The following is a 16,556-nucleotide window of genomic DNA, read 5'->3' on the forward strand; positions in this document are numbered from 1 at the left end:
GCTTGTACGCAAAGCCTAGCGCGGGCACCCCTGCGTTGAAAGGTCAATTTCCCGGAAACCCTTTGACAGGGACCGGCTCTTGCGCCAAACCCTGCCTCCAGCCGAATGGGATGGCCGCATGGAATGGCCGACTGGAACGATTGAGATCTCCGCATGACCCAGAAACTGGTCATTGCCGTTTGCACCGCGCAGCGGCCCAAGATGCTGCAGGCGTGCCTGGAAAGCCTCGACAGGCTGACCGAGCCCGACGCGATGGAAATGGCAATCGTCGTTGTGGAAAACGATGCCGAACCGCATTTCACCGGCACGGCGGCCACGGCGCTGAAGGAGCGGCTGTCGCTTCCCGTTTTCTTTCATCACGAGCCCCGCAAGGGCATTCCGTTTGCCCGGAACCGCGCGCTGGAAGCCGCGCTGGAGCACGCCCCGGACTGGATCGCGCTGATCGACGACGACGAGCGCGCCGAGCCGGACTGGATCGAGAAGCTGCTGCGCGCCTGCAAGGCCCACGGGGCCGAGGTCGGCAACGGACCTGTGCGGCGGATCTACGAGCAGCCGGCACCGCACTGGTGGAAATCCCAGCTTCTGAAACCGCGGCCGACCGGATCGGTGATCACCGAAGCCCCGACCAACAACGTCCTCCTGAGCGCGCGCATCGTCGCGAAGGACGGGCTTGGCCTCCGGTTCGACGAGCGCCTGACCTTCGGCAGCGAGGACATCGACTTCTTCCGCCGCACCCATGCGGCGGGCGCGAAGATGATCTGGGTGGATGATGCCTTCGTGGAAGAGGACATCCCGGCCTCGCGGGTGACCACCGGCCGCCTGCTCAGCCGCATGCACATGGCCGCGACCTCGGGCGCGTTCAACATCGTGCTCCGGGAAGGACGCCTCAAGGCGGCCCTGCATTTCATTCCCAAGAGCCTGCGACGGATGATCTTCGGCCTGCTGGCGACCGTCGCCGGTTTCGTGATCAAGCCTTTTTTCCGCAAACGCGGCGAGAAGCTCTATTATTACGGCCTCATCCGGCTGATGAAGGGCTCCGGCAACCTGCGCGGGCTTCTGGGCCGGGCCCATAACTACTACGACGTGATCGATGGCCACTGACCCGCCGGCGAACCTGAAGAAACTTGCCCATATCCACCTGGGCGTCGATGGCGGCGCGGAGCGGTTTCTGGTGCGGCTTTCCGGGGCGCTGGCCCGCAAGGGCGTCGACCAGATCGCCTTCATCCGGAAGGACCGGCCATGGCGGGACGAACTCGCACAGCATTGCGAGGTGCGTGAACTCAAGTTCAGCCGGTCGCATCTGAAGCGTCACTTCGTGCGCTGGGGTATTTCCCGGCAGATCCGCGCTTTCGGCGCCACCGCGACCCTCGGCTGGATGAGCCCGGCCAGCAAATGGCTGCCCAGGCCCGGCCCCTCCATGCGCACCTTCCTGCGCCTGGGTGACTGGCCGGACGGCTTTCACACCTACGGCAATGTCGAGGACCTGATCGGCAACACGCCGGAGATCGTCCGGCAGGCGGTCGAGATGGGCTGGCCCGAGGCGCGGGCGCATGTGATCAGCAATTTCGTCGACCCGCTGCCGGCGGAGCCCGGGCCGGTGTCGCGCGCGGATCACGACACGCCGGAAAACGCCACTGTGCTGATCCATCTGGGCCGTTTCGTCGAGCGCAAGCGCTTCGATCTGGCCATCCGGACAGTCGCGCGCCTGCCCGGGCATGTGCATGCCTGGCTGATCGGCGACGGCGACCTCCTGGACGACATGAAGGCACTCGCAAAGGCCGAAGGTGTCGAAAGCCGCGTCCATTTTCTCGGCTGGCAGCGCGATCCCGCGCCCTTCCTGAAAGCGGCCGACATTTTGCTCTGCCCGACCGACGCCGAACCGCTCGGCAACATCGTGCTGGAAGGCTGGAACGCCGGATTGCCCGTGGTGGCGACCGCCTCCCCCGGCCCGAGCTGGCTGATAGACGACGGCAAGAACGGCCTGCTGTCGCCCTGCGGCGATGCCGAGGCCCTGGCGGCCTCTATCGGCCGTGTTCTCGGCTCGCAGGAATTGCGGTCAACGCTGGCGCGCGGCGGACAGGCCAAACTGAGCGAACACTATTCGGAGGCCGGCGTCGTGGCGGCCTATGACAAGCTCCTTGGCGGACCGGCGCGGACCTGAAGCAGGCTGCTTTCAGGTCCCCGCTGCCTGCTTGCGCCAGCGCTTCATGGCGTCGCTCTCGCGCATCAGGCCGCAGGCGATCAGCGCGTCCGCACCGGTGAACCGGACACTGCCCGGATAGCGCAGCCCCTCTTCCATCAGCCCGTCCATCCGGGAGTTGTAATCGAGATAATGACCGGCATTGTCGGTATGCTGCTTGCGCGCGAGCGCCTCGGTCACCTTGCTCCTGAAATCGTCGAGATACTTGAAATGGAGCAGCACGCCCCAGTCCGGCGCCACCGTGACTTGCCTGTCGATGCCGTGAACGCCGCCGGAAAACACGGTGCCGCCCTGCCACTTCAGAAGCGGGACCTTGCTCTGGACCGCGGCCGGGCTCGGCAGCGCGTTCTTGATCAGCTTGAACAGGAGATGGTCGAGCTTGCGGCCCGGCCGGGTTTCGGGCACCCTGGCGTGCAGCGAAAACACGGTCGACAGGAGCAGCCGGTCCAGCGCGTTTGCCGGCCGCTTGGCCTGCTGGTGAAACAGGCGCTCGCGCGTGCCGCCAAAGACATGCCTTGCCGGTGTCCTGTAGCGCTTGCCGTGACTGCCTTTCAAGGGATTGTAGCGATAGCCGCCACCGTCGAACCACGGACAGGCGTCCTGAAAACTGTCGCCCGCCCGGTAGGACAGATCCTTCAGCGGTCCCTCCGGATACATGTCCACCATCGGCGTGAACAGAGCCTGGTAGCCGCCCTGGTCCAGATATCCGGCAAGCGCGTCGATCGACAGGTCCGGCCAGCCCGGATAGACGAGCAGTTCGTCGACATCGGGGAAGACCACCCAGCGGTCCTGAAGATAGCGGTCGCAGATCAGTTGCCGCCAGACGGACTTGTAGTCCCTGTAGGGGTTGGCCGTCCTTATGACGCTGATGTCGGCCTGCCCGTCCAGCAGCGCGGCGGTGCCGTCGTTTGACATGTTGTCGACCACGATGAAGTGCCGCACCCCCAAAGCCCTGTAGTGCTTCAGGAAATGGGGAAACCGCAAGGCTTCGTTGTAGGCCAGGATGACCGCGACGACGCCGTCTCCCGGCAGGGTCAACCGGTCCGCGGCGCGGGTGCCGAATGCTTCCGTGATCTGTTCACTGAGCGTCATCACCGCCACGCCGCCTTCGGTTCGAGGTTGAGTCCCATTCAGGTATCCGCAAAAAACACGTTCTTCGACGCCGGTGTGTCGAAGTCGAAACCGAACCGCTCGATGTCCGCCGCATACCAGTCGGCAACGATCCGGATGGTCCTGTCTGTGTAGAGATCGCGGTAATCCGCGCGCGAACTGGTGCTGGTATTGCGCCGTTCCAGCGCGCCGGAAAAACCGAGATAGGTCTGCATTTCCGAACTGAGCCGCTCCTGCCTCAGGATGTCGACGGCGATGCCGCCCGTCTCATCGGTTACATAATCCGTCTGCGGATACCAGCCGGAGACGGCCCGGTGCCAGAAATAGGGTTCCCCCGCCCATTTGAAGCGTTCTTCCAGGAAGAGCTCGAATTCGGCGGGCGAACAGTCCGGCCTTGCATCCTGGTAGGGCCGCGTCTGGAGGGCGAACTTGAAGCGCGAGACCGTGCGCGACCAGGGATTGCGGACAATCGCGAATGCATTCGTGGCCTTGCGGACCGACATGTCGACATCGCGCAGCCTGGCGTGCTCGTAGCCCGGGTTGCGGCCTGTTGCGCCCATATGCTGCTTGAGACCATCCGCATAGGCCTTGCTCCTGAGCCGGCGCCGGTTGGCGATCACCAGCCGGCCCTGCAACTGGGGGGCTTCCCGGATTGCCATGCCGCCATTCTTGGGGATGTGAATGAACAGATGTTTCCTTGGCGCAAGGCCAAGCCGCGCCGGCGCGAACTTGAGGAAGTTCCTGATCTGATATTCGTCCATGCTTTCCAGTCCGCACACAGCATCGCCCACCGGCGGTCCGCAGGTGCCTTAGCCGAAACCTTTCGGCCTGTCCAATCGGCGGCTCGCCGGTGCCCGCAAAGATACGCTGTGCCGGCCGGCGCTCTCCCGGCGAACCAGGACTGCGGGCCTCCAGTTCGATCTCATCATCCGGTCAGATCGTTCGAATATCCCAGCTGGGCGAAGTCGTCCCGATAGATCCGGCGCACGAGATCGACCGCTGCCGGGCCATAGAACATGTTCAGTTTTTCCTTTGCCGCCGTTATCTTGTTCTTCTGCCTGCGCTCGACGGGATGAGGGCTCTTGAAGCTTTCGCCGTCGACCTGGATTCCGCTGATTTTTCTGATGAACGGCGGCAGCTCTTCCGGCAGGTTTTCCAGCCTGGCAACCAGAGAAAAAGACTTTACCGGCTTGTACATCAACCGCGTCTGCGGCCAGAAATGCCGGTTCAGGTCCTCCCGGTTTTCGGCGACCTGCCGCAGGAAATGCACAAAGCCGTCCGGATTGGCCTGCCCATAACCGGCGTATCCGGCAAAGCGTGGCACGACACCGCCACCGACCTTGTCCAGAAAAGCCGAAAGCGCGCGTTCGAACGGATCCCTGACGACGACGAGGGAATGGTACGACCTCAACTCGACGAGCTGGGGAAGGGACATGAGGCCCGGCCTGAGCAGCCTGTCCTTCAAATCCTCCGGCGTGTCGAAGTCGCCATAGCCGCACAGTTTCGCGAAATACAGGCAGATGCTCGAGTTGCCGGATTTCTTGATGCGATTGAAAGACAGCTTCAATTCCGGAAAAACGGCAACGCTGTCCCGGTGGAAGAAATTCTTGGTGTTGTAGCCCTGGCCGGCAAAGATCACCCGCTTGGAAAGCGAGACCTTGATCCTTCGCCGTGTCGCCTCGGAAACCGGCAGCATCTGGCAGCACCCTCTTTCGCCCGGAACACTTGAACGGATACTGCCTTTTCACGCTCTACCTCAGTCGTCAACCCTCCGGCCGGCCGCAATCCCCCAGCGCCCGGTCCACGCCGCCGCTCCGCCTCACCGCGGCGATTGGCCGGGGCCGATTGTGCCCCGGAATTCAGCCGTTGACGGACGCACGGAGTCTGATCAAAGTAAAAAGAGACTCATTTCGAAAGGGAATCCAAATCACGATTCACACAAATTCAGCCAAGAGGCTTTTCAATTGATTAATCGTAACATATTGATTCTTTTCCCTATTTATAATGGCGAAGCAACGATGACAAAAAGTCTCGACTGTATCGCCAATCAGGATTTCAAAAATTTCAGGGCAGTGATCGTCGATAACAAATCGACAGATCGCACCGGCGATATTGCCCGAAATTATTGCGAGATGGACGACAGGTTCGAGGTCCTCACCCATGACGTGCATCTATCCGCCGTGGACAACTTCATCTTCTGCATGAGATACGGACGGGACCATGCGGACTACTTCTGCCTGCGGGCCTGCGACGACTTTTCGAGCCTGAACTACCTGTCGGCCCTTGTCGGGGCGCTGGACAATCATCCGGACAAGCTTCTGGCCGCGCCCACGGTGCGGCGGGTGAACAACGGCAAGGAGCGGGTGCTGCACCCGGATCCGATCATCTTCGGATACCCCGCAACGCTGCAAAAGGGCGTTGTTCCACGCAGCCTCGCCTTCCCCTCGGAGTGGTGTTACGGTCTCGTCCGCTCGGAAGGTGGCGCGGAAATCCTGATCCGGCGCTGGAGCGAATATCCGCACGCCTGGTGCGTGGCGTCTTACGTTGTCGCGGAATTCGTCATGCGCGACCTGGCGGTCTGGGTCGGGGACGCCGAATTCATCTTCATGGAAGGGTCCGGGTCGTTTGAAAAATACGGCGCGAAAACCTTTTTCGGCAAGTTCCGGCAACGGCTCAACTACAGCCTCGGCTGTTACCGTGTTGTCGAAAAGCTGCCGGAGGTTTCCCTGTCAACGCGGCTCAAGCTGTTCCGGCGGCTGTGGCGCGATTCCCGGATGAAGACCCGCTACGACCTGAAAGACCATCTGCTCCGGGTCCTGAGGCTGAGACGGTAGCATCATGATGACACTTCCACTCAAGGCACGCTTCGGGCAAGCCCGTCACCGAACAATCAGGTCTGGTGCCGTCCGCACCGGCACGACGGAACTGGGGGAGACATGAAGGCAGTCATTCTGGCAGGCGGACTTGGCACACGGATCAGCGAGGAATCGCATCTGAAACCCAAGCCGATGATCGAGATCGGCGGCCGGCCCATCCTCTGGCACATCATGAAGATCTTTGCCGCGAACGGGATCTCCGATTTTGTCATCTGCTGCGGCTACAAGGGCTATGTGATCAAGGAATATTTCGCCAACTATTTCCTGCACATGTCCGACGTGACCTTCCACATGGACGAGAACCGGATGGAGGTTCACCGCCACCTGGCCGAACCGTGGAAGGTCACGCTTGTCGATACCGGCGAGGCCACGATGACGGGTGGCCGCGTCAAACGGGTGGCGGACCATATCGACGACACGTTCTGCCTGACCTACGGCGACGGCGTCGCCGATATCGACATCGGCGAGCTGGTGGCCCGGCACAGGGCGGGCGGCATTGAAGCCACCGTCACCGCGATCCAGCCGCCCGGCCGTTTCGGTTCCCTCGCGATCGACGACGACCGCGTCACCCGGTTCCTGGAAAAACCACAGGGAGACGGCCAATGGATCAACGGCGGTTTCTTCGTCTGCGAACCGTCCGTCCTGTCGCGGGTCGCCGGCGACGAGACCCCCTGGGAAGCCGGCCCGCTGGAAAGCCTCGCCCGGGACGGTCAGCTGGGGGTTTACCGGCATGCCGGTTTCTGGGCGGCCATGGACACGCTCCGGGACAAGAACCAGCTCGAGCGCCTTTGGCAATCCGGCAGCGCACCGTGGAAGGTCTGGTAGGCGGATGAGCTTCTGGAAAGACAAGAAAGTGCTGATCACGGGCCATACCGGCTTCAAGGGTGCCTGGCTCAGCGAATTGCTGATCGGCCGGGAAGCCGAGATTTCCGGCATTTCGCTGCCACCGGAGGGCACGGACAACCTGTTTTCCCAGCTTTCGCTCGGCACGCGGATGGCGGGGGCGTTTCTCGACATCCGGGACGCCGCGGCCCTGGAACGCGCGGTCACCGACTTCGCGCCCGACTTCGTCCTGCATCTCGCGGCGCAATCGCTGGTGCGCCGCTCGTACCGGGACCCGGCGGGCACCTGGGCCACCAATGTCATGGGAACCGTGCATCTGCTCGATGCCCTGCGCAGGCTGGAGCGGCCGGTAACGGCCGTGATCGTCACCACGGACAAGGTCTATGAGAACAACGAATGGGCCTATGCCTACCGGGAAAACGATCCTCTCGGTGGCCACGATCCCTATTCCGCCTCGAAAGCGGCGTGCGAGCTTGCCGCCGCAAGCTGGCGGCGTTCCTTCGGCAACGCGCAGTTCAAGATCGCCACAGCGCGGGCCGGCAATGTCATTGGGGGCGGCGACTGGGCCGAAGACCGCCTGGTTCCGGACATCATCCGGGCGCTCCGGTCGGGCGCTTCAATCGAAATCCGCAATCCGGCGTCGATCCGGCCGTGGCAGCACGTGCTCGACCCCCTGCATGGCTACCTGACACTGGCCGAACAGATGCACACGGCCTCCGGCGGCCGGTTCCAGACCGGCTACAATTTCGGACCGGAACCCGCCGACGTGCATTCGGTCGGCACCCTTGCCGAAACGATCCTCAAACACTGGTCGGGGTACTGGACCGATGCCTCGGACCCGGAGGCCCTTCACGAAGCCGGGCGCTTGTCGCTCTCGATCGACAAGGCGCGCTGCGACCTTGGCTGGGCACCCGTCTGGCGGTTCGAGGACGCGGTGGAAAAAACAATCGACTGGTACCGCCTTGTCGATGGCGGCGCCGATCCCGCCCGGCTAACCCGCGACCAGATCGCGACCTTCGAGGCCGCCGCATGAACTTCACGCCACTTCCCCTGACCGGTGCCTTCCGGATCGATCTGGAACGGCGCGGCGACAACCGCGGTTCGTTCGCCCGCATGTTCTGCCGCGAGGAATTCGGCCGGCTGGGCCTGAACGCGGTCTGGTCCCAGTGCAATGTCTCTCACAGCGTCCGGAAAGGCACGCTGCGCGGCCTGCATTTCCAGCGGCCTCCGAAAGCCGATGCCAAGCTGGTCAAATGCATGGCCGGTGCGGTGTTCGATGCGATCGTCGACCTCCGTGCCGGGTCGGACACCTTCGGACGCTGGACCTTCCAGACCCTAAGCGCTGAAAACGGCGAGATGATCTACATCCCCGCCGGATTTGCCCACGGCTTCCAGACGCTCACCGACAACGCCGAGCTGCTCTATTTTCATTCGCACAGCTACAGCCCTGAATGCGAAGGCGGCCTCCTTTTCAGCGATCCCGATATCGGCATCACCTGGCCACTGGAGGTCGCCAGCATATCGGACCGCGACCGGGACCTCCCGCCCCTTGCCGAGGTGGAGCCGATCTCATGACACAAGCCTGCCGCCATTGCGGGAACGCCCTGACACGGCAATTCCTGGATCTGGGCTTCGCACCGCCATCCAATGCCTATCTGGCGGCGGAGGATCTGTTTGCACCGGAAGTGACCTACCCGCTGCGCCTGATGGTCTGTGAGACCTGTTTTCTGGTCCAGACACAGGATTATGCAGACGCGGGCAGCCTGTTCGACAAGGACTATGCCTATTTCTCCTCGACCTCGAAGAGCTGGCTGGCCCATGCTGCCGCCTATGCGGACATGATTTCGCAGCGCCTGAACCTGACCGGCGCGAGCCACGTGGTCGAAGTGGCCTCCAACGACGGCTATCTCCTGAAGAATTTCGTCGAGGCGGGCATCCCCTGTCTCGGCATCGAACCGACGGCCTCCACCGCCGGAGCCGCCAGAACGCTTAGCATTCCCGTCGAACAGGCGTTTTTCGGGCAGCGTCTGGCGGACTCGCTGTCGGCTGCGGGAAAATCGGCCGATCTGATCGTCGGCAACAACGTCTATGCCCATGTCCCGGACATCAACGACTTTACCAACGGCCTCGCCGGGCTGCTGAAGCCGGAAGGCGTGATTACCCTGGAGTTTCCGCATCTGATGCGCCTGGTCGAATTCTGCCAGTTCGACACGGTCTATCACGAGCATTTTTCCTATCTTTCCTTCGGCACCGTGGTCCGTCTGTTCGACGCGGCCGGCCTCAGGATCTTCGACGTGGAGGAACTGGCGACCCATGGCGGCAGCCTGAGGATCTATGGCTGTCTGAAGGCGTCCGGTCACGAGGAAACCCCTGCGGTCATCGGCCTGCTGACCGAGGAAAAGCGCCGGGGCATGGAAACCGCGGCCTATTACGCCGGTTTCCAGCGCCGCGCCGAAGAGGTCAAGAACCGGTTCCTGGCGTTTATTCTGAAAGCCCGCAGGGACGGCAAGACCATCGCCGGCTATGGCGCTGCGGCCAAGGGCAACACGCTGCTGAATTTTTCCGGTGTGCGGCCCGACCTGCTGCCCTTTGTCTGTGACGCCGCGCTGTCGAAACAGGGAAAATTCCTGCCCGGCAGCCATATTCCGGTCTTGCCGCCCGAGACCCTCAAGGACCACAGACCGGACTATCTGATCATTCTGCCCTGGAACATCGCCGACGAGATCGGCAGGCAGAATGCGGAGCTTGCCGAGAAGGGCACACAGTTCGTAACCTTCATTCCCGAAACCCGTGTCCTGGGCGATCCTGCATGACCCTGGAGTTCGACGCGACCGCGCGTATTTCAAAGCTGGCCGACATCGAAGACAGCGTACGCGGTACGCTCATTCGCATCGGCGCACGCTCGGTCATCGACAGTTTCGTCAAGATCAAGCCGGCGGGCGGATCCGGCAATGTTGTCATCGGCGCCGACGTCACGCTCAATTCGGGCTGCGTGATCTACACCGGACACGGCCTGACAATCGGCGACAATGTCGCCATCGCGGCGAACTGCACCTTCGCCCCGGTCAACCACGCGTTTCAGGACCGGCACCGGCTGATCAGGGAGCAGGGCTTCCAGCCCAGCCGGGGCGGCATCCTCATCGGTGACGATGTCTGGATCGGTGCGAACTGCGTTTTCCTGGACGGCGCCGTCGTCAACACCGGTTGCGTCATCGCCGCGGGAAGCGTGGTGAAAGAAGAGGTGCCGGCCTATTCGGTCATGGCCGGCAATCCCCTGCGCAGGATCGGAACCCGGTCATGAAAGCCACGGTCTTCGGCTCAAGCGGCTTCATAGGCCGCAACCTTGCCGCCCATCTTCGTGACATCGGTTACGTGGTCGCCACCCCCGATCGCGAAGCCGCCGGCGATCCGCGCGGTAACCTGGGTCACGTCTTCTACTGCATCGGCATGACCGGCAACTTCCGTGACAGGCCCCTTGCCACCGTCGAAGCCCACGCCGGACTGCTGGCCCGGCTGCTGGAGCGTGCCGAGTTCAGTTCGTTCATCTATTTTTCCAGCACGCGGGTCTACGCGCAGGCCGGTCCGGAAGAGACAATCGAAGATGCCCCGATCAAGGTGCGGCCATCGGCCGACACCACCTACGACCTGTCCAAGCTGCTGGGCGAAGCGCTCTGCATGTCGCTTGAACAGCCCGCCGTCAAGGTGATCCGGCTGTCCAACGTCTATGGTCCGGACCAGAGCAAGGCCACCTTCCTGGGCTCGCTTGTCGAGGACCTTGCCAGGACCGGGTACGCGGTGATCCGCGAAGCTCCGGACTCCTCAAAGGACTATGTATCCATTTCCGATGTCGTCACCCTCGCGGAAAGGATCGCGCGCGGCGGCCGCCACCGGACCTACAATTTGGCAAGCGGGCAGCCGGTCCGGCATATCGACCTTGCCGAGGCCGCCGGCGCTGCGGGCGTCTCCTGCACATTCGCACCGGGCGGTGCCTGCAGGACCTTTCCGGCAATCAACATCACCAGGCTCCAGAACGAATTCGCATTCTCGCCGCGTTCCGTGCTCGACGACCTGCCGGCATTGCTGTGCGCGGCCGGACACAACGCGGCCAATTCAGAGGCACACACATGAGCAACACAAGCGACCCGATCCGCGGCTTCGAGGCGGAACGAACGGACCGGATTTCCGGCTATGGCGACCAGCGCGGCTGGCAGGCCTCGTCCCTGGACTGGCTGAAGACCGCGTTCGACCGGAAGTACATGTACAATTTTGCCTGGGGCGGACGGCCGATCATCCAGTTGCCGACCGACATGGCCGTGTTTCAGGAAATCGTCTGGGCCACCAGGCCGGACCTGATCATCGAGACCGGCATCGCCCATGGCGGCTCGCTGGTGATGAGCGCTTCGCTGCTGGCCATGCTCGACTATTGCGACGCGGTGGAAAGCGGCGGCGTGGTCGATCCGAAGACCGCCGGGCGGCGTGTTCTGGGGATCGACATCGACATCCGGGCGCACAACAGGCAGGCCATCGAGGCCCACCCGATGTCCACCAAGATCGACATGTTCGAAGGGTCCTCGATCGAAGAACCCATGATCCGCCGGGTCCATGACCACGCGCGCACCTTCGAACGCGTGCTGGTCTGCCTGGACAGCAACCACACCCACGATCATGTGCTGGCCGAATTGAACGCCTATGCGTCACTCGCCTCCCGGGACAGCTACTGCCTCGTCTTCGACACCGTGATCGAGGATCTGCCGGAAGGGACCTTCCCGGACCGGCCCTGGGCACCGGGCAACAATGCCAAGACCGCCGTGCATGAATTCCTGAAGACCCATCCGGAATTCGAGATCGATCAGGAGATCAACAACAAGCTGCTGATTTCCGCCGCTCCCGACGGCTGGCTGAAGCGGGTTAAATAACCGCCTGCCCCTGCCCGCCGGACAATCACAGCCGAAGTCAGCGCCTGAGGTCGATCTGGTTTTGGCGGATGCCGATCCGCCAGGACGTGCCGGTCATCGGTTCGCCATCCAGGTTGAACTGCACCGGTTCGGAGGTTTCGATGGTGATGTTGCGGACCCGCCGCTGGACCAGCCCCGCTTCCAGGCCTTCGACCCCGTTCTCCAGAAGCGTCGACAGAAGGTCGAGCACCGTTTCGCTGGCGGCGTAGGGAACGATGGTCAGGTCGAGAAAACCGTCGTCGAGCTTGGCACGGGGGCAGAGCCGGATGCCGCCGCCGGCCCGCCGGCCGTTGCCGATGGCAAGGGCCAGGAAGGACCCTTCCCATTCGAAATCCTCCGCTTCCACCCGCGCTTCACACGCGGCCAGTTCGGAAAACCGGTGCAGTCCGGTGAACAGATAGGCGGCCCCGCCAAGCACGCGCTTGAGATTCGGATCGGTCTGCGCGGTCACCTTTGTTCCGAAACCGCCCGTTGCCATGTTGACGAAAACCTGGCCGTTGACCTCGCCCACATCCGTCGGTTTCGCCGATGCCCTCGCGGCAAAGCGCAGACACCCGGGAATGTCCGAGGGATCAAGCTTGATGTGATGGGCAAAATCATTGGCGGTGCCGAGCGGCAGCACGGCAAAGGCAAAAGGCGGTTTTTCAGCGCCTGGCATCAGGCGCAGGACTTCGTCGACCACCTCGTGCACGGTGCCGTCGCCGCCGGCGGCGACCAGCGTGTCGATCCTGGTGTCGGCATGGTCGGCCAGGGCTTCTGCGGCGAGCCGGGCAACGTCACCGGCTTCATAGGTCACCCGGACGGACACGTCATGGCCCATGTCGCGGACCGCCGCAACGGCTGCGCGGACATCCTTCCTGTCGGAGGACTTGCCATTCAGGATCAGGCGCAAGTGCTGTTTTTCCAATACCTTCATCCTTGTTGCAGATCAGCCCGGCAGCATGGTTTCACGGCCGGCGCGGGCGGATCTTGCCTCTTCCATCAGCCACTTTCGAAAGGCCGACACGACGGGCCTCATGGTCCGTCCTTCCGGGTAAACGAAATAATAGGCAGTCTGTTGCGCAAGGGACAGATCAAATAGTCTGACCAGGCGGCCCGAGGCGAGTTCAGCCTCCACAAAGAAGCGTGGGATCAACGCCGCGCCCGCATGGTGGATCGCGGCTTCAGAGATCATGACAAACTGTTCGAAGCGCGCGCCCTGAAAGGCCGCATCCGTTTCGACGCCCGCCAGATCGAACCACTGCCGCCAGGAGAGCGGCCTGGTTGCGAGCTGAAGACGGGGCACCCGCGCAAGATCGGCCGGCTTGCGGATCTGGTGCCGGTCCCGGAACGCACGCGACGCCACCGGGATGACCTCCTCGTCGAACAGGCGTTCGGCGATCGCGCCCGCCCAGACGGGATCGCCATGGTGAATGGCACCGTCGAAGGGTTCCTCGTCAAAGTCGAAGGGCTGCAGGCGCACGCTCAGGTTCAGGCCCGCATCCGGAAACCGGCGTGCGAAATCGGCAAGCCTGGGCGCCAGCCAGCGGGTGCCGAAAGTCGGCAGTACGGCCAGATTCAGGACATCGGCACTGCCGGCGTAGGACATGACCTGGCGGGTCGCCGAAGTCATCTGCTCCAGCGCGCCCCGGATGTCGTGCAGATAGATCCGCCCCGCGTCGGTCAGGACGATGCGCTGACGCACGCGCCGGAACAGCTCGACCCCGAGCCGGTCCTCCAGATGGCGTACCTGCTTGGAGACTGCGCCTTGCGTCAGGTGCAGTTCTTCCGCCGCGCGCGTGAAACTCAGGTGCCGGGCGGCACATTCGAAAGCGATCAGAGTATCGGCAGGCGGGACAAAGGCGCGGCGCATGTTTTCCATCCAGTTCATTCCAATTTGGCATGAACGATGGCGGAGCTTTCGCTTTTCCGCAAATGAAATTACGGCAAGACTGGCGAAAACAGAATGACTGGCAGCCAGATACGGCTGCGATCCAAGAGCCTGGATTCAGAAGGCTTCGGGAGACACGATCATGAACGCACCCGCGAAAATCAAATCCTCGCCCGCAGGCGGCGGCACGTTCGACTGGCAGGATCCGTTCCATCTGCGCGACCAGTTGCAGGAAGACGAACAGCTCATCCAGGACACCGCCCGCGCCTATGCGCGGGACAAGCTGCTGCCGCGTGTCATCGAGGCCTACCGCGAGGAAAAGACCGACCGGACGATCTTCAACGAGATGGGCGAACTCGGCCTTCTGGGCATCACCCTGCCGGAAGACTATGGCTGCGCCGGCGCTTCCTACGTGTCCTATGGTGTGGTGGCCCGCGAGATCGAGCGGATCGACAGCGGCTACCGCTCCATGATGAGCGTGCAGTCCTCGCTGGTGATGTATCCGATCCATGCCTACGGCTCGGAAGAGCAGCGGATGAAATACCTGCCGAAACTGGCAAGCGGAGAGTTTGTCGGCTGCTTCGGCCTCACCGAACCGGATGCCGGCTCCGATCCGGCGGGCATGCGCACCCGCGCGGAAAAGATCGACGGCGGCTACCGGCTCACCGGCTCGAAAATGTGGATTTCCAACTCGCCGATCGCGGACGTGTTCGTGGTCTGGGCGAAATCGGAGGCCCATGACGGGGCCATCCGCGGTTTTGTGCTCGACAAGGGCATGAAGGGTCTCACGGCCCCGAAGATCGGCGGCAAGCTGTCGCTGCGCGCCTCGATCACGGGAGAGATCGTACTGGACCGCGTCGAAGTCGGAGAGGACGCGCTGCTGCCGAACGTGTCCGGCCTGAAAGGCCCGTTCGGCTGCCTCAACCGGGCGCGCTACGGCATCGCCTGGGGCGCCATGGGTGCCGCAGAGGACTGCTGGATGCGGTCCCGCCAATACGGCCTAGACCGGGAACAGTTCGGCCGCCCGCTGGCCCAGACCCAGTTGTTTCAGAAGAAACTCGCCGACATGCAGACCGACATCACGCTCGGCCTGCAGGCGGCGCTCCGGGTCGGACAGCTGTTCGACGCCGGCAAGGCGGCACCTGAAATGATCTCGATGATCAAGCGCAACAATTGCGGCAAGGCCCTGGACATCGCCCGGCAGGCCCGCGACATGCACGGCGGCAACGGCATCCAGGAGGAGTATCATGTCATGCGGCACGCCCAGAACCTGGAAACCGTCAACACCTACGAGGGCACCCACGACGTCCATGCGCTGATCCTCGGCCGCGCCCAGACCGGCCTGCAGGCGTTTTTCTAGAACGCCTCCGGCACGTCCTCACCGGCGGGCGGCACGGCCGCCCGTCCCGTCTTGCACTCAACAGCGAATCCGGCGCGGCGCCGGCGCCACCCAATCACCGGGCCAAGAGAGGTTTCATGACGGACCAGACTGCGGATGTCGTGATCGTCGGCGGAGCTGTGATGGGATCTTCCGTCGCCTGCCACCTGGCCATGAGCCCCGATTTCAACGGACGCGTCGTCGTCGCCGAGGCGGATCCGTCCTACGGGGTCTGCGCCTCCGCCCGCTCCGCCGCCTCGATCCGGCAACAGTTTTCCTGCGCGGTCAATATCGACATCTCGCTGTACGGGATCCGTTTCCTCAGGGAAATCGGCGTCCGGCTCGCGGTCAACGGCGACAGGCCCGAAATCGACCTTCACGAGGGCGGCTATCTGTTCCTGGCAACGCCCGACAAGCTGGATATCCTAACGGCAAACCACCGTCTGCAGCAGGAGCTTGGCGCCGATATCCGCTTTCTTGATGCCACTTGCCTGAAAACGCGGTTTCCCTGGCTGGAAACATCCGATCTCGCGGCCGGCTGCCACGGGCTGTCCGGTGAAGGCTGGTTCGACGGTTACGGTCTGATGCAGGCCTTTCGCAAGAAGGCCCGCTCTCTCGATGTCGATTATGTTTCCGCCGGCGCCACGGTGAGCGGCGACGGCAGCGGCGGCTGGCTTGTGCACCTGTCCACGGGCGAAACGGTGTCCACGCCCGTCGTCGTCAATTGCGCCGGAGCGTCAGGCGGCACCCGGATCTGCCGCCAGGCAGGACTGGACGTGCCGATCGTCTCCAAAAAGCGCTGTGTCTTCACCTTCGACTGCAAGGCACCGCTCGAGCGGTTTCCGCTGCTGGTCGATCCGTCGGGCACCTACGTCCGCCCGGAAGGCAGCGGCTATATCTGCGGATCGGCGCCAGCGGCGGATGCGGATCCGGAGTGCACCGATTTCGACGTCGATCATGGACTGTTCGAGGAGCATATCTGGCCGACACTGGCGGCCCGCGTGCCCGCGTTCGAAACGATCAGGCCGGGGGCGGCCTGGGCCGGCAGCTATGACATGAACCTGTTCGACCACAACGCCTTCGTGGGCGCCGTACCCGGTCTCGACGGATTTTTTCTCGCGCTCGGCTTTTCAGGCCACGGCCTGCAGCAGGCGCCGGCGGTCGGACGCGGCCTGGCCGAACTGATCACGACGGGATCCTACAGGACGCTCGACCTGTCGCCGCTGGCAATCGACAGGCTGAAGGACAACAGGCCGATCGTGGAGATCAACGTCGTGTGAAGCGCCCGGCGGCCGCTTCAATCCCCTTCACCGTCCCCTGTGCC

Annotated in this window: 17 protein-coding genes; 12 read left to right on the forward strand and 5 right to left on the reverse strand. The window is 63.2% G+C overall.

Annotated elements, in window-relative coordinates; genetic code table 11:
* Positions 1-153 precede the first annotated feature (153 nt).
* Positions 154-1,101, forward strand: a complete 948-nt coding sequence (locus WNZ15_RS04695) for a glycosyltransferase (protein ID WP_342891770.1) — start codon at positions 154-156, stop codon at positions 1,099-1,101.
* Positions 1,091-2,161: a glycosyltransferase gene (locus WNZ15_RS04700; protein WP_342891771.1), complete on the forward strand. Its 1,071-nt coding sequence runs from the start codon at positions 1,091-1,093 to the stop codon at positions 2,159-2,161. The genes WNZ15_RS04695 and WNZ15_RS04700 overlap by 11 nt, the downstream gene beginning before the upstream one ends.
* A gap of 12 nt (positions 2,162-2,173) precedes the next feature.
* On the opposite strand, the gene WNZ15_RS04705 is transcribed toward WNZ15_RS04700, so the two are convergent.
* From WNZ15_RS04705 to WNZ15_RS04715, 3 genes are all read right to left on the reverse strand, one after another.
* Positions 2,174-3,292, reverse strand: coding sequence for a glycosyltransferase family 2 protein (locus WNZ15_RS04705; RefSeq protein ID WP_342891772.1), 1,119 nt, complete (start codon positions 3,290-3,292; stop codon positions 2,174-2,176).
* 38 nt (positions 3,293-3,330) lie between these two features.
* Entirely contained in the window at positions 3,331-4,071 is a 741-nt protein-coding gene (locus WNZ15_RS04710) for a sulfotransferase family 2 domain-containing protein (protein WP_342891773.1), read from the reverse strand.
* Between the two features lie 164 nt (positions 4,072-4,235).
* Positions 4,236-5,006: a sulfotransferase family protein gene (locus WNZ15_RS04715; protein ID WP_342891774.1), complete on the reverse strand. Its 771-nt coding sequence runs from the start codon at positions 5,004-5,006 to the stop codon at positions 4,236-4,238.
* A 286-nt stretch (positions 5,007-5,292) separates the two neighbouring features.
* On the opposite strand from WNZ15_RS04715, the gene WNZ15_RS04720 reads away from it, so the two are divergent.
* The 8 genes from WNZ15_RS04720 to WNZ15_RS04755 all read left to right on the forward strand — a co-directional run bounded on the left by WNZ15_RS04720 (position 5,293) and on the right by WNZ15_RS04755 (position 11,945).
* The gene (locus WNZ15_RS04720; protein ID WP_342891775.1) at positions 5,293-6,144 is read left to right on the forward strand and encodes a glycosyltransferase family 2 protein; all 852 of its coding nucleotides are present in this window, start codon (positions 5,293-5,295) and stop codon (positions 6,142-6,144) included.
* Between the two features lie 102 nt (positions 6,145-6,246).
* Entirely contained in the window at positions 6,247-7,011 is a 765-nt protein-coding gene (rfbF, locus tag WNZ15_RS04725) for a glucose-1-phosphate cytidylyltransferase (protein WP_342891776.1), read from the forward strand.
* Between the two features lie 4 nt (positions 7,012-7,015).
* The gene (rfbG, locus tag WNZ15_RS04730; protein WP_342891777.1) at positions 7,016-8,062 is read left to right on the forward strand and encodes a CDP-glucose 4,6-dehydratase; all 1,047 of its coding nucleotides are present in this window, start codon (positions 7,016-7,018) and stop codon (positions 8,060-8,062) included.
* Entirely contained in the window at positions 8,059-8,604 is a 546-nt protein-coding gene (gene rfbC, locus WNZ15_RS04735; protein WP_342891778.1) for a dTDP-4-dehydrorhamnose 3,5-epimerase, read from the forward strand. Before rfbG ends, rfbC begins: the two co-directional genes overlap by 4 nt.
* A complete protein-coding gene (locus WNZ15_RS04740) occupies positions 8,601-9,842 on the forward strand; it encodes a class I SAM-dependent methyltransferase (RefSeq protein ID WP_342891779.1) in 1,242 nt (413 codons plus the stop codon). Before rfbC ends, WNZ15_RS04740 begins: the two co-directional genes overlap by 4 nt.
* The gene (locus WNZ15_RS04745) at positions 9,839-10,330 is read left to right on the forward strand and encodes an acyltransferase (RefSeq protein WP_342891780.1); all 492 of its coding nucleotides are present in this window, start codon (positions 9,839-9,841) and stop codon (positions 10,328-10,330) included. The genes WNZ15_RS04740 and WNZ15_RS04745 overlap by 4 nt, the downstream gene beginning before the upstream one ends.
* Positions 10,327-11,157 carry an NAD(P)-dependent oxidoreductase gene (locus tag WNZ15_RS04750; RefSeq protein WP_342891781.1) on the forward strand — a complete coding sequence of 277 codons (831 nt, stop codon included), beginning with the start codon at positions 10,327-10,329 and terminating at the stop codon, positions 11,155-11,157. Before WNZ15_RS04745 ends, WNZ15_RS04750 begins: the two co-directional genes overlap by 4 nt.
* Positions 11,154-11,945, forward strand: coding sequence for a cephalosporin hydroxylase family protein (locus tag WNZ15_RS04755; protein ID WP_342891782.1), 792 nt, complete (start codon positions 11,154-11,156; stop codon positions 11,943-11,945). The genes WNZ15_RS04750 and WNZ15_RS04755 overlap by 4 nt, the downstream gene beginning before the upstream one ends.
* A 37-nt stretch (positions 11,946-11,982) precedes the next feature.
* Here WNZ15_RS04755 and yegS read toward each other — a convergent pair whose 3' ends face one another.
* Both yegS and gcvA read right to left on the reverse strand, forming a co-directional pair.
* Positions 11,983-12,891, reverse strand: a complete 909-nt coding sequence (gene yegS / locus WNZ15_RS04760; protein ID WP_342891783.1) for a lipid kinase YegS — start codon at positions 12,889-12,891, stop codon at positions 11,983-11,985.
* A 21-nt stretch (positions 12,892-12,912) separates the two neighbouring features.
* The gene (gene gcvA / locus WNZ15_RS04765) at positions 12,913-13,836 is read right to left on the reverse strand and encodes a transcriptional regulator GcvA (RefSeq protein ID WP_342891858.1); all 924 of its coding nucleotides are present in this window, start codon (positions 13,834-13,836) and stop codon (positions 12,913-12,915) included.
* A gap of 160 nt (positions 13,837-13,996) precedes the next feature.
* Here gcvA and WNZ15_RS04770 point away from each other — a divergent pair, with 160 nt between their 5' ends.
* Positions 13,997-15,214: an acyl-CoA dehydrogenase gene (locus WNZ15_RS04770; protein ID WP_342891784.1), complete on the forward strand. Its 1,218-nt coding sequence runs from the start codon at positions 13,997-13,999 to the stop codon at positions 15,212-15,214.
* A 116-nt stretch (positions 15,215-15,330) separates the two neighbouring features.
* Positions 15,331-16,512, forward strand: coding sequence for an FAD-binding oxidoreductase (locus WNZ15_RS04775; RefSeq protein WP_342891785.1), 1,182 nt, complete (start codon positions 15,331-15,333; stop codon positions 16,510-16,512).
* Positions 16,513-16,556: the final 44 nt, after the last annotated feature.

It is taken from the genome of Roseibium sp. AS2, assembly GCF_038900065.1.
Taxonomy (GTDB): Bacteria; Pseudomonadota; Alphaproteobacteria; order Rhizobiales; family Stappiaceae; genus Roseibium.